Annotated in this window: 11 protein-coding genes and 1 riboswitch; of the genes, 6 read left to right on the top strand and 5 right to left on the bottom strand. The window is 65.0% G+C overall.

The features are described from left to right. Positions 1-1,395: an ABC transporter ATP-binding protein gene (locus tag AC1C2O_RS11065; RefSeq protein ID WP_495430484.1), complete on the bottom strand. Its 1,395-nt coding sequence runs from the start codon at positions 1,393-1,395 to the stop codon at positions 1-3. A 108-nt stretch (positions 1,396-1,503) separates the two neighbouring features. Here AC1C2O_RS11065 and AC1C2O_RS11060 point away from each other — a divergent pair, with 108 nt between their 5' ends. The 3 genes from AC1C2O_RS11060 (at position 1,504) to AC1C2O_RS11050 (ending at position 6,530) form a co-directional block, all read left to right on the top strand. Further along, on the top strand, positions 1,504-2,565 hold the full coding sequence (locus AC1C2O_RS11060) for an enoyl-CoA hydratase/isomerase family protein (RefSeq protein ID WP_495430483.1): 1,062 nt from the start codon (positions 1,504-1,506) through the stop codon (positions 2,563-2,565). Positions 2,566-2,721: 156 nt separating this feature from the next. Next, positions 2,722-4,449 (top strand): ABC transporter ATP-binding protein, encoded by a 1,728-nt coding sequence (locus tag AC1C2O_RS11055; protein WP_495430482.1) that lies wholly within the window; start codon positions 2,722-2,724, stop codon positions 4,447-4,449. After that, the gene (locus AC1C2O_RS11050) at positions 4,446-6,530 is read left to right on the top strand and encodes an ABC transporter ATP-binding protein (RefSeq protein WP_495430481.1); all 2,085 of its coding nucleotides are present in this window, start codon (positions 4,446-4,448) and stop codon (positions 6,528-6,530) included. Before AC1C2O_RS11055 ends, AC1C2O_RS11050 begins: the two co-directional genes overlap by 4 nt. A 67-nt stretch (positions 6,531-6,597) precedes the next feature. Here the strand turns inward: AC1C2O_RS11050 and AC1C2O_RS11045 are convergent, their stop codons facing one another. Continuing rightward, positions 6,598-8,238: a D-alanyl-D-alanine carboxypeptidase family protein gene (locus AC1C2O_RS11045; protein WP_495430480.1), complete on the bottom strand. Its 1,641-nt coding sequence runs from the start codon at positions 8,236-8,238 to the stop codon at positions 6,598-6,600. Between the two features lie 71 nt (positions 8,239-8,309). Further along, positions 8,310-8,421: riboswitch (TPP riboswitch) on the top strand. Here AC1C2O_RS11045 and AC1C2O_RS11040 point away from each other — a divergent pair. The 3 genes from AC1C2O_RS11040 (at position 8,412) to AC1C2O_RS11030 (ending at position 11,331) form a co-directional block, all read left to right on the top strand. Continuing rightward, positions 8,412-9,050, top strand: coding sequence for an ECF transporter S component (locus AC1C2O_RS11040; RefSeq protein WP_495430479.1), 639 nt, complete (start codon positions 8,412-8,414; stop codon positions 9,048-9,050). (Overlaps the previous riboswitch by 10 nt.) A 2-nt stretch (positions 9,051-9,052) precedes the next feature. Further along, positions 9,053-10,504 carry an ABC transporter ATP-binding protein gene (locus AC1C2O_RS11035; protein WP_495430478.1) on the top strand — a complete coding sequence of 484 codons (1,452 nt, stop codon included), beginning with the start codon at positions 9,053-9,055 and terminating at the stop codon, positions 10,502-10,504. A 62-nt stretch (positions 10,505-10,566) separates the two neighbouring features. Then, positions 10,567-11,331 (top strand): energy-coupling factor transporter transmembrane component T family protein, encoded by a 765-nt coding sequence (locus AC1C2O_RS11030; RefSeq protein WP_495431727.1) that lies wholly within the window; start codon positions 10,567-10,569, stop codon positions 11,329-11,331. Between the two features lie 81 nt (positions 11,332-11,412). On the opposite strand, the gene AC1C2O_RS11025 is transcribed toward AC1C2O_RS11030, so the two are convergent. Genes AC1C2O_RS11025 through AC1C2O_RS11015 form a run of 3 tightly spaced genes read right to left on the bottom strand, consistent with a single transcriptional unit; the run spans position 11,413 to position 13,287 of the window. Further along, the gene (locus AC1C2O_RS11025; RefSeq protein WP_495430477.1) at positions 11,413-12,315 is read right to left on the bottom strand and encodes a M23 family metallopeptidase; all 903 of its coding nucleotides are present in this window, start codon (positions 12,313-12,315) and stop codon (positions 11,413-11,415) included. Next, the gene (locus AC1C2O_RS11020; RefSeq protein WP_495430476.1) at positions 12,312-12,845 is read right to left on the bottom strand and encodes an ArsR/SmtB family transcription factor; all 534 of its coding nucleotides are present in this window, start codon (positions 12,843-12,845) and stop codon (positions 12,312-12,314) included. The genes AC1C2O_RS11025 and AC1C2O_RS11020 overlap by 4 nt, the downstream gene beginning before the upstream one ends. Positions 12,846-12,894: 49 nt before the next feature. Next, positions 12,895-13,287: an MmcQ/YjbR family DNA-binding protein gene (locus AC1C2O_RS11015; protein ID WP_495430475.1), complete on the bottom strand. Its 393-nt coding sequence runs from the start codon at positions 13,285-13,287 to the stop codon at positions 12,895-12,897. Positions 13,288-13,295: the final 8 nt, after the last annotated feature.

Here is a 13,295-nt window from a genome sequence, read left to right as displayed (position 1 = left end):
TCAGCGCTGCTCGCCTGCGGTAACGTCATCGTCTGCCGCGTCGTCATCGGACGCAGGGTCGCCGGAGAGCCCGTCGAAGAACTCCTCTGCGACATCTGACTCTGCGGAGTCGTCGTTCGCCGCCGGAACGATGTTGATGGCACGGGTCGCGTCTTCATCTGCCTCGGATGCTTCGGCGGGTTCGGGTGCTTCGTCTGTCTTGGATGCTTCGTCCTCGACGGATTCAGGCGCGGCGGACGCTGCGTCTTCGGGGGCAGATTCCGGTGCCGGCGAGGAGAATACGCTCGCCATGGCGGCGAGACCGGCAATACCGGGAAGGGGATGATCGGCTTCGACGGGCTCGGCCTCGGTCGCTTCAGGCTCAGCCTCGGGCGCTTCTGCAGGCGCAGCGGTCGGCTCGGGTGCTTCTACAGGCTCGGCGGCCCGCTCGGGTTCAACGGCCGGTGCATCGATGATGGGCAGAGCCGTCGTCGCATCCGCCACGACGGGAGCCGGCGGCACGTAGCGGTCGTTGACCAGATCGAGGAAGACGTCCTCGAGTGTCGGGCCGCGCTGCTGCAGTGTGGTGAGCGCGACTCCGGCACGAGCAGTGATGCCACCGATCGTCGCAGCGTCACTGCCGCGCACCGTGAGGCCTGAACGCAGCACCTCGAACTCGAAGCCTGCGTCGTGCAGCGTGGTGGACAATGCGGAGCGGTCAGCGGCATCCACCACAACCGGCCCCGTTCTCGGGTCGGCGAGGTTTTCCATGGTGTCGGCGAACTTCAGCTTGCCGCGTGCGATGACGAGGATCTCGTCGACGGTCTGCTCGATCTCCGAGAGCACGTGCGACGAGACCAACACTGTGCGCCCTTCATCAGCGAGGCTGCGGATGAGAGTGCGCATCCACCGGATACCTTCAGGGTCGAGCCCGTTCGCGGGTTCGTCCAGCACGAGCACACCCGGGTCCCCCAATAGCGCGGTGGCTGCGCTCAAACGCTGACGCATGCCGAGCGAGAGCGCAGCGATGCGGGTCTCGACGTCTCCGCCGAGACCGACGAAGGCGATGAGCTCGCCGACCCGGGACAGGGGGATGCCGTTGGCTTTCGCCGCCACGATGAGGTGCCGCTCGACCGTGCGACGGGGGCGGAAACCAGTGTCTTCCAGCATGGCGCCGATGACACGTGCAGGATTGCGAAGTTCCGAGTACCGCGTGCCGCCGATTGTCGCGCTGCCGGACGTTGGTCGCTCGAGTCCAAGAAGCACCCGCAATGTGGTGGTCTTGCCTGCGCCATTCGGGCCGAGGAACCCGGTCACGACTCCGGGGGCAATGCGCGCGGAGAAGTCCGAGACGGCGGCGACGGCGCCGAAGCGTTTAGTCACGTGGTCGAACTCGATCAACTGTCCGTCGGGCATTCGGGGCCTTCCTGCATGGGCGTTCTCCCTATCCTGCCGGAAAACACGCAGAATCTCGCGTTGGGAGTGTGCAGACCGATCAGAACTGGTCGATGTAACGTGGCTTGCGTGACTGACTTCGATGAGGCATCCGCTGTTCTTGTCCGCACCGAGGGATCGCTCGGGCGCCTGACGCTGAACCGCCCGAAGGCGATCAATGCGCTCAATATCGACATGATCCGGCAGCTCTCCGCGGCGCTGGAGGCCTGGCGGCATGACACCGATATTGACATTGTCCTCATCGATGGTGCGGGGGAGCGCGGCCTGTGCGCGGGCGGTGATGTGCGCGTTCTGTATGACGAGATCACTGCCGGCCACCCAGAGCACACGATCGACTTCTTCCGCTCGGAGTATGCGCTCAACCTGATGATCGCCGAGTATCCGAAGCCCGTCGTTGCATTCGCTGATGGGGTCACTATGGGAGGCGGCATCGGACTCGCGGGCCACGCTGCGATCCGCATCGTTACCGAGCGCAGTCGTCTGGCGATGCCGGAGACGAGGATCGGGTTCACCCCTGATGTCGGCGGAACGCTCCTGCTGGGTCGCGCGCCGGGTCGATTGGGTGAGTATCTGGGGCTGACCGGCGCCGCGATGTCAGGCACGGATGCCATCTACGCCGGATTCGCCGATCACTATGTGCTGTCGCAGCACCTGCCAGAACTGCGTGAGGCACTGGGCAAGCGCGCCGATCCGACGAGCCCGGCCGAGCTTGTGCTGCTCTTCGACGAAACACCGGAGCCCTCGGAGCTGGTGGAGGAGCGGAGATGGATCGACGAGGTTTTTTCTGCAGACACGATCGGTGAGGTCATGCAGCGCCTGTCCGCACGGTCGGAGCCTGCGGCATCCGCTGCTTCAGCAACACTCGCGGAGCTGTCACCGACCGGACTCGCGGTTACGCTTGAGGCCGTCCGAGAGGCCCGCGAGGGTGATCTACGCGACGCTCTGATCGGCGAGTACCGCCGCGTGCTTTGGTTCGGCGCTCACCACCCCGACCTCGTCGAGGGGATCAGGGCGCAGTTGGTCGACAAGGATCGCTCGCCGAAATGGCAGCCCGCGACGATTGCGGAACTTGCTCCGGATGCCGCAGCGGCCGCGCGCGCGTACGTGCCAGAGGTGGCGCTCTTCGACTGACGACCTCGGTCCGCGTTGCCGGGTGGAGGAAACCCGGTGCGATCAGCAGATCGTTTCGCCCTGAGCGGACATTGCGCTCTTTCCATTCTCAATGTCCGAGGTCCGTGACACGCTATCTTGTGGCCGCTTCGGCCCCTCTCCTACAAGGACGCCTTCATGCTCGGAAAACTCCTCGTCCGCTATCTCTCAAAGTACCGATGGCTACTCATCGGCGTGCTGGTCTTCCAGTTCGCCAGCGCGCTCGCCACGCTGTACCTCCCCCGACTCAACGCCGACATCATCAACAAGGGTGTCGCGCAGGCCGATACCGACTACATCTGGCGTACCGGTGCATTCATGCTCGTGGTGTCGCTCGGCCAGATCGTGGCGTCGATCATCGCGACCTACTTCGCGGCCAAGGCGGCCATGAGTATCGGCCGTGACATCCGCGCCGACGTGTTCTCCCGCGTGAGCGGCTTCTCCGAGCGCGAGGTGTCGCAGTTCGGCGCCGGCTCGCTGATCACGCGCAACACCAACGACGTCCAGCAGATCCAGATGCTGGCGATGATGGGTGCCACGATGTTCGTGACAGCGCCGCTGCTCGCGATCGGCGGCATCATCATGGCCGTCCAGCAGGACGTCGGTCTGAGCTGGCTGATCGCCGTCTCGGTGCCGGCACTTCTGATCGTCGCCGTTCTCATCATCGGTCGAATGGTTCCGCTGTTCCGCCGTAACCAGAAGCAGCTCGATGCGATCAACCGCGTCATGCGCGAGCAGCTCACGGGCGTGCGGGTCGTCCGCGCATTCGTCCGTGAGCCCATCGAGGAAGAGCGCTTCCGCGAAACGAACACGGAACTCATGGTTCTCGGGCGCAAGATCGGCTCATTGTTCGTGCTGCTCTTCCCGGCATTCATGCTGATCCTCAACATCACCGTCGTCGGTGTGATCTGGTTCGGTGGTGTGGAGATCAACTCGGGCAATGTTGAGGTCGGCACCCTGTTCGCATTCATGCAGTACATCGGCCAGATCATGATGGGCGTGATCATGTCGAGCTTCATGGCGATGATGATCCCACGTGCGGCCGTGTCGGCCGAGCGTGTGGGCGAAGTTCTCGACGCCGAGTCGAGCATGCACCGTCCGGACAATGGAGTCGTCGACTTCAGCACCCCCGGCACGGTCATGCTCGAAGATGTCGAGTTCACTTACCCCGGGGCCGAGGCTCCGGTGCTGTCGGGCATCTCTTTCGGTGCGAACAAGGGTGAGACGGTCGCGATCGTCGGATCGACCGGCGCAGGCAAAACCACACTCGTCTCGTTGATCCCGCGCCTGTTCGATGTCACCGGCGGAGCCGTGCGTGTCAACGGCACAGACGTGCGTGAGGCAGACGTCCAAGCTCTGTGGAAGAGCATCGGCCTGGTGCCGCAGCGGCCGTTCCTGTTCACCGGAACAGTCGCGTCGAACCTGCGGTATGGGCGAGAAGAGGCCACTGACGAAGAGCTCTGGCACGCGCTCGAGATCGCGCAGGGCCGCGACTTTGTCGAAGAGATGCCCGATGGACTCGAATCGCGCATCGCCCAGGGTGGAACCAACGTCTCCGGCGGGCAGCGCCAGCGACTCGCGATCGCGAGGGCGATCGTGCATCAGCCTGAGCTTCTCATCTTTGACGACTCGTTCTCGGCGCTCGATCTCACGACAGACGCCAGGCTGAGACAGGCGCTATGGCGTGAGTTGCCGGAGGTGACGAAGATCGTTGTCGCGCAGCGTGTGTCGAGCATCATGGATGCCGATCGCATCGTGGTTCTCGACGGCGGCGCGATGGTCGGCATCGGCACCCACGACGAGCTCCTTGCCACCAATGACACCTATCGTGAGATCGTCGAATCGCAGCTGGGGGTGGACGCATGAGCACGCCAGAACAGCTCACTGCAGAAGAGCAGTACGAAGCAGAGCTCGCCGACGCGGCGCGCCTGGAGGCGGGAGGCTGGGACGCCCCCGCCCCTGGCAAGGCCGACCACTTCGGCAAGAGCTTCGCCCGCATGATCGGGCTGCTGAAGCCCTCCGCCATCTGGTTCGTCTTCGTGTCGATCCTCGGCGCGATCGGCGTCGTGCTCACCGTCGCCGCGCCCAAGGTGCTCGGCGAGGCGACCAACATCATCTACGAGGGCTTCATCTCGAAGACGCTGGGCGACAGCGGCGTTCCGGCAGGTACGTCGCAGGAGCAGGTCATTGAGCTGCTGCGGTCGCAGGGCCAAGATGACTTCGCGAACATGGTCGCGGCCTTCACCGACTTCCAGGTCGGCGCCGGCATCGACTTCGAGCGGCTTCGCACGATCATCATCGCGGTCCTCGCGATTTACGTGGGCGCTGCGCTGCTGACCTGGATCCAGGGCTATGTCATCAACGTCATCATGGTGCGCACGATGTGGCGTCTTCGTGAGTCCGTCGAGGCGAAGATCAACCGCCTGCCGCTGTCGTACTTCGACAAGGTGCAGCGCGGTGAGCTGATCTCTCGCGTGACGAACGATATCGACAACATCACCACCGCGATGCAGCAGTCCCTCTCTGGTGCGCTGACCTCGGTGCTCACCGTCATCGGTGTGCTGGTGATGATGTTCTCCATCTCGTGGCAGCTCGCTCTCGTGGCTCTTGTCGCTCTGCCGCTCATGGGCGTCATCTTCGGCGTCATCGGTCCGCGATCGCAGAAGGCCTTCGGATCGCAGTGGCGCAAGGTCGGCCGGCTCAACGCCCGCGTCGAGGAGGCGTTCTCCGGACACGCGCTCGTCAAGGTGTACGGCCGTGAGAAGGATGCGCTCGACAAGTTCCAGGCCGAGAACGAAGAGCTGTTCCAGGCGAGCTTCAAGGCACAGTTCCTCTCTGGCATCATCATGCCGGGCATGACCTTCATCGGCAGCCTGACCTACGTCGGCATCGCCGTCCTCGGTGGTCTGATGGTCGCGAGCGGCCAGCTGCGCCTCGGTGACGTGCAGGCGTTCATCCAGTACTCGCAGCAGTTCACGCAGCCGCTGTCGGAGCTGGGTGGCATGGCGGCAGTCGTGCAGTCCGGTACGGCTTCGGCCGAGCGGGTGTTCGACTTCCTCGACGCCGACGAGCAGGAACCGGATGCGGCAGATGCTCCGACTCTTGCCGACGGCGAGGGCGTCATCGAGTTCGAGAACGTGTCGTTCTCTTACACACCGGAGCGTCCGCTGATCAACGACCTCTCGTTCCGGGTAGAGCCGGGCCAGACGGTCGCGATCGTGGGACCGACCGGCGCGGGCAAGACGACGCTGGTGAACCTCATCATGCGCTTCTACGAACTCAGCGGCGGCCGCATCCTGCTCGACGGGCAGGACATCTCTGAGGTGACCCGGTCCGAGCTGCGCTCGCGCACGGGCATGGTGCTGCAGGATCCGTGGCTGTTCGCAGGTTCCATCCTGGAGAACATCCGGTACGGCCGGGCCTCGGCGACCGACGAAGAGGTGTTGGCCGCAGCGAGGGCGACGTATGTCGACCGCTTCGTGCACGCGCTTCCCGACGGGTACGAGACGGTTCTTGAAGAAGACGCGGCGAACGTTTCGGCCGGTGAGCGTCAGCTCATCACAATCGCGCGCGCGTTCGTCGCGAAGCCGTCGATCCTCATCCTCGATGAGGCGACGAGCGCCGTTGACACCCGCACCGAGTTGCTGCTGCAGCACGCCATGGCGGCGCTCCGGCAGGGGCGTACCTCGTTCGTGATCGCGCACCGTCTGTCGACCATCCGCGACGCCGACCTCATCCTCGTGATGGAGCACGGCGACATCGTCGAGAAGGGTTCGCATGACGAGCTCATCACGGCGCAGGGCGCGTACTGGCGGCTGTACCAGTCGCAGTTCGAGCAGGCAGCGACCGACATCGACGCGGAGGAGGCCCTCACCGGCTCCGTCCCGGTCGTTGTCACCGGAGAGGCTGAGGCTGAGGCTGAGGCCGAGGTGCAGGCGGAGGTCTGAGATCTGAGGTAATCAACTGTGGCCGGCTGCAATCGCAGCCGGCCATAGTTTTTGTTGTTGTCGTTTGTCAGTCGTCCGCAGCGAGCCCGAGGATCTCAAGGGGATGCGTCAGGCGCCACAGCGGGCTCGGTCCGTTGAGTTCTTCGGCGAGGGAGACGCTGGAGTCTGTGGCATCCACGGGCCCGTTCACCGTGAGCGTGCCGATCTCTTCGCCATCGGCGCGCTGATCGCGCAGGTCGAAGGTTACTGTTGTGTCCGCCGATGCGCCGTTCCACAGCACGACGTTCGCGTCGCTGTCGGTCACCACATCCACGCTCGTGCCCCACGGAGTGCTGACCGTGCCAACAACCGTGCCGGCCTGCACTGCCGGAGGTGTTGCCGCCAGTGCGGCCTCCACTTCGGCGAACAGCGAGCGCGTCACTTCGAGCCGCTGGTCGTCATCGTCCTGGTTCAACACCGACGCATACAGGTGCACTGTCGTGTCACCGATCGTGACGTCCTTCGCGGTGAGCAGGCTCCACCCCACGAGGGTTCCGGTTTTGATGCCGACGACGCCCGGATCTGCGAGCATTCCGTTGGTGTTGGTCACCAGGCCGGCGCCCGGGATCTCCACACTTGCGGTGCCGACGATCTCGGCGAACACGGGATTCTGCATCGCCCGCTCGGCGAGCTGCAGCAGCGCCTCCGGTGTGGCGATGTTGTCCTCGTCGAAACCGGATGGGGTCACCACGGTGATTGCGGAGAGGCCACGGTCGGCGAGCCATATCTCCGCGGCCTCGGCGAACTGTCGGTTCGAGCCCCAGATGTCGCGCGCCAGTCGATCGACATAGTTGTTCGCGGATCCGAGCAGGGTGCCCTGCAGCATCTGGTACTCCGTCAGCACGCCGCCAACCGGTACATCCAGCGCTGATTGATTCGCGCTGCGGTAGTTCCAGTAGTCGAGCGTGTCACCATACGTGAACGCGAATTCCGGTCCCGTCTCGCCGAGCTGCAGCGGCATCTTGTCCAGCACCATCAGGCTGGTGACGACCTTCGTCAGACTGGCGATGGATGCCGCATCTAGGGAGGATGCCATCGAGGAGACCCCGCCGATGCTCACACCCGCGCTTCCGATGGTGGGCCAGGTGACCGTCGCCGCCTCGGACGCCACCGCCTGGAGCGGGGCGGCCTGGACGGTCGGCGGCACTGCGTTCAGTGGCCACAGCAGCATCGTCGCGGAATAGGCGACGGCAAGAGCAGCGACGGTGCCCAGCGGCGCGAGCAACGTGCGCGCGCCGGAGCGCAGCGAGGCATCCCCCAGCAGGTCGGGTCCCGCCTCGTACATCGTTACCGCATTGAGATCGGCCGGGCGGGTGCCTTCGCTGACATCGTCGACATCGATCCAGGTGAGAGCAGTGACTGGGCGCGCGGAATCAGCCCACTGCGCGTCTGAGGCGGTCTCGTCCACCGCGCGCTCGAGCACGTTCAGGTCGGCGTCGGCGTCGAAGTCGAAGATTGTCTCGGCAGTGGTGGACGTATCCCGTGTTTCCGGGGCATCCGGTAGCGGTTCTGAGGTGTTCGGCACCGCCTCCGGGGCATCCGATTTCGCCTCCGCGGCATTGGTGAACGGCAGGGCTGAGGGGCGCGCGGTATCGACCGCTCCCGTACGCGCGCGAAGCGCACGCCGGCTGAGCGTGCCCGTATCGGGCGTCGCATCGTCAGGGGTCACCCACCTACGCTACCGAATCTCGCTCCCGGTGTGCGCAGTGCGCCAGGAACTCCCCTGTTCGGTATGATCGTCAACACAACCACGGGAGTCCGGTAAGTCGGGCTGAGAGGGAGCGACACGCGCTTCGACCGTCGAACCTGATCTGGGTCATGCCAGCGCAGGGAGGAGTTCAGATGAACACGTCTACACGCACGCCCACTGCCGTGCAGTACAGCACCCAGAGTCCATCGCGCTGGCGCGTCGTCGACATCGTTGTCGCTGCCGTCCTCGGCGTCGCGATCGGGCTCGTCTTCTGGGGGTGGAACATTGTCGGCGGTGCCTGGTTCGGTGCTGCAGATGCCCTGACCCCCGGACTTGGCGGCGTTGCCGTCGGTATCTGGCTGATCGGCGGTGTCGTCGGTGGTCTGGTGATTCGTAAGCCGGGCGCGGCACTGGTCGTCGAACTGGTCGCCGCGATCGTGTCGATGCTGATCGGCAACGTGTGGGGCGTTTCGACGATTCTGTCCGGGCTCGTGCAGGGGCTGGGTGCGGAGCTGATCTTCGCGCTGTTCCTCTACCGCCGTTTCGGCGTCGTCGTTGCGGCCCTCGCGGGGATCGGTGCCGCCGTCGCCGCGTGGACCTTCGAGCTGTTCTACGGCAGCTCACCCAACATCCTCAAGTCGCTCGAGTTCAACACGATCTACCTGGTGTCTGTTGTCGTCTCGGGCGCGATCCTCGCCGGAGTCGTCGGCTGGTTGCTCGTGCGCGCGCTCGCCGCGACCGGTGCTCTCAGCCGGTTCGCCGCTGGTCGAGAACACGTGCGCGAGGTCTGAGCATGACCTCTGCCACCCCAGCCCGCGTGCAGGCTGCGGGCTGGGGGTGGCGCTACGCAGGGCGAAAACTTCCCGCCGTCAGTGAGGTCACCTTCACGATCGAACCTGGTGAGCGGGTACTGCTGCTTGGCGCATCTGGTGCGGGCAAGTCGACGCTTCTCGCGGGCCTTGCAGGTGTCCTCGGCGACGCAGACGAGGGAGAGCGCTCAGGATCGCTCCTCATCGATGGTGCGACGCCGGAGTCTCGGCGGGGGCAGGCAGGGCTCGTGATGCAGGATCCGGATGCCGGCATCGTGCTGTCGAAGGTCGGCGACGATGTCGCGTTCGGGTGCGAGAATCTCGGCGTTGCGGCATCCGAGATCCCTGCCCGCGTCGCCGAGGCACTCGATGCCGTCGGGTTGGATGTGCCACTGCGCCGTGCGACCAAGGCGCTTTCCGGCGGGCAGAAGCAGCGGTTGGTGCTTGCGGGCGTACTCGCGATGCGACCTGGACTGCTGCTGCTCGATGAGCCGACCGCGAATCTCGATCCGGACGGCGTCGCGGAAGTGCGCGCGAGCGTGGAGCGCGCCGTGGATGCCACAGGAGCGACGCTCGTCGTCGTCGAGCATCGGACTCCGGTGTGGGTCGGCCTGATGACCCGTGTGATCGTGCTCGCCGCAGACGGCGGCCTGCTCGCCGACGGTTCACCTTCTCAGGTGTTCGCCGAGCATGGGCGGTCCCTGGCGGATGCCGGCGTCTGGGTGCCCGATCAGAGTCTCGATCTGCCGGAGCTGTCGGGCGCAGTGGCATCCGATGTGCTGTCGGCTTCGGGGCTCGCGATCGCTCGTGATCCGCGCACCGTCGTGCAGTCGGGACTCAACGTGCGCGTGCCGCGGGGGAGCGCGACAGTGATCACGGGGTCGAATGGCGCCGGCAAGTCGACGCTCGCGCTCACGTTGGCAGGACTCATTCCCGAGCACACCGGACAGGTGGTTGCAGCGGCGGAGTTGGCTGGTCGCGGCGGACGCCGTCCGCTGCGGTGGACGTCGCGCGAACTGCTCACCCGCATCGGTACGGTGTTCCAGGAACCGGAGCATCAGTTCCTCACCCAGACGCTGCGCGATGAGCTCGCCGTCGGTCCGAAGGCGCTCGGCTGGGACAGTGCGCGCACCGACGTCGTCGTCAACACGCTGCTTGAGCGACTGCACCTGTCGAAACTCGCGTTGGCGAACCCGTTTACGCTGTCCGGTGGGCAGAAGCGGCGTCTCTCGGTTGCGACGGTGCTCGCGGCATCTCCTGAGGTGATCGTGCTCGATGAGCCGACCTTCGGGCAGGACCGCCGCGGCTGGATCGAACTGGTCGCGCTGCTGCAAGAGGAGATTGCCGAGGGAACGACGGTGGTCGCAGTCACGCACGACGAGGGGGTGATCCGCCATCTCGGCGGGCACCGTATCGAGCTTGGGGCGGCCTCGTGACTGGCCCGTCTATCTGGCGCAAACCCGCGCCCGATGGCCCCCAACCCGACGGTTCGCTCCATATAGATGGGGGGTCGTGGCTTGACGGCGTGAATCCGGTGACGAAGCTGGTGCTCGCGCTGCTGCTTTCTGTGCCGCTTTTCGCGTCAATCGACGTCGTCAGCGGCCTCGTCGCGATCGGACTGCAACTGCTGTGCCTGCCGCTCACCGGCTTGCGTTTTTCGCTTTTGCTGCGCCGGATCCTGCCGATCGTGATCTTCGCGCCGATTGCAGGTCTGAGCATGCTCCTCTACGCAGAACCTGCCGGTCGCATCTACTGGACCTTCGGCTTCGCAACGATCAGCGAAGACTCGATCAGCCTCGCAATCGCGGTGAGTCTGCGTGTCGTGGCGCTGGGGCTGCCGACGATTCTGCTGTTCGGCAACACCGATCCAACCGAGCTAGCGGATGCACTCGCGCAGGTTCTGAAGCTGCCCAGCCGATTCGTTCTCGGCATTCTCGCCGGCACTCGGATGCTCGGACTCTTCCTCGATGACTGGCGAACGATGGGGCTCGCCCGCAGGGCCAGAGGCGTCGGCGACAGGGGGGTGCTACGGAGATTCTTCTCGATGGTATTCGTGCTTCTGGTGTTCGCGGTGCGGCGTGGCACGAAGCTGGCGATGGCGATGGAGGCGCGCGGCTTCGGCTCCGGCATCCCGCGCACTTGGTCCAGAAAATCGCGTCTGCACAGACGAGACGCGGTAGCGCTCCTCGGTGGCGTGGCGATGATGGCGCTGGCGCTGACGGCAGCGGTGCTTCTCGGCACGTTCAGGTTCGTCTGGAGCTGAGGTGTTTTCTTCCATGCTGCGACATCATCTGCTGCCTGCGGCACTACTCTCTGCGTGAGACAACACGGCTGTCATGGTGCCTCACGCAGAATTTGGTGTCTGGCGCAGCGGATGTTGTCTCGCGGGCGCTAGTGCGTGCGCGGTCATATGCTCGCCGTTCTGCGGCAGCGCATCGGCACCCTCCGAGCCGTCCTCGAGGGTGATGTCCGCGAAATTCATCGGAATCCCGACGGCTGTCCACGGGGATGCGCGGTCCATGAGTTGAGCATGCACATGAGGCTCGCTCGTGTTGCCGGAGTTTCCGCAGCTACCGATCTGCTCACCCTCTCGGACCGTCTCGCCGACGCGAACGGTGACTGACCCGCGTTGCAGGTGCGCGACCATGGCGTGCACGCCGTCCGCGCCGCGAACCGTGACGTGGTTACCGATGACGAATCCCGGCCCGCCCAGCTCCCGGATCGCACCTTCGATCATCATGTAGATCACGGCGAGCAAATTGGAGCGTGCTCTGTGATCCCGTCGCCAGTCGGATGCGCGCACCACCACTCCGTCGCACATGGCGAACACCGGCTCTCCGAATGCCGGATACTCCGAAGGGGAACGCATCGCGGGGCTGCCGCCGAAGGTCGGGCGGACTGCATCGACCGGCTCGTTGACGAGGTCGATCGCGTATGTCTGGCCGTATGCGCGGACTCCGTGGCTGGGCGTTTTCGAAGCAGGGCTGTTCATTGCCAACCAGCGTCCGTGCACGGGGGAAACGACGCTCACTGTTCCTCGTTCGGGGAGAAACGCGGGCGCGGCGAGTGCGAGCACGATACACAGCGCCAGCGCGCACACCGCGATCATCGCAAGGATGCCACGCGCCTGGCGCGCGACATCGCCCAGTGCGAAGGGTGCGGACAGAGCGACGGCGACCAGGGTCGCGGTCGCTGCGTAGTAGCCGGGGACGCGGAAGCGATAGATGGCGGCGAGTGCCCGCCTCATCGCTCGGCTCCGAGCATGCACGCTAGTAAGGGGACGATCCGTGCCGCTGGAATCTCGTAGAGGCCACGCCCGCTCTGACGTACCCACCCGGCGCTGACTAGTTGTCGCAGATGGTGGTGCAGCTGACCGGTTGTTCCGAGTGTCTCGATCGCCGCGAGATCGGCAGTCGCGTGCACGCCGGAGAGGATGTGCCGCAGCAGTTCCACCCGAACCGGATGCCCCAGTGCCGCGAACACGGAAGCCTGCTCCGTCCACTCCGTCTCTAGCATTCCTGCGGTCCCGACGCTCTGCTGCCATGACACCGGAGAGCCAGTAGGCAGGGTCAGAGAGCCCACGAGCATTACTGCGCCATCGGCTGTGGACGGAGCTTCCGCAAGTCGTGACTGCAATCCAGCCAGCGCCCAGAACGCGTCTTGGCTGGCAGGTGGCCGATTGGTCGTCTGGTCCGGCCGCTGCTGTGCGTCGAGGGTGTCGACTCGTTTCGTCAGGGCACGCACTTCTTCGCGCAGTGCTTCCAGTTCGTCATCCATGTCGCAATAGTACGCTAATACGTACTAACAAAGAATAATGAAGTGACCACTATCGCTCGTCGAGCGTCCGAACCAGCCGTTTCGGAGCGGTCACCCGATACGACGCATCGATGAGTTCGGAGATCTCACGCCAGTCCGTCGCTTGGTCGAGGTCGATGCCGAGCCATCCGGACGGGCCGAGGTATGCGGGCACCCAGAATCGCGTGTCTTGTCGCAGCGCCGGATCGTCACCGGGATCGGGTCGCACCATGATTGCTGCGTCGTGCGCGATCCACTCGTCGTCTATGCGTTGGGAGCCGCCGAAGTAGCAGAACACCTTCTGTGTGAAAAACGCGGGGCGGCCGTGGCTGACCTTCTCGTCGGCCTCGGGCAACGCGAGCGCAATGGTTAGCACTCGCGCCAGCAGTGGATCGTCTTCCACGAACATGAGGGGATGAGACATCAGCGCGC

The sequence above is a fragment of the Microbacterium sp. Y355 genome (genome assembly GCF_059445345.1).
Note: the sequence above shows the minus strand (reverse complement) of the source record. Positions and strands in the feature narration are given on the sequence as shown.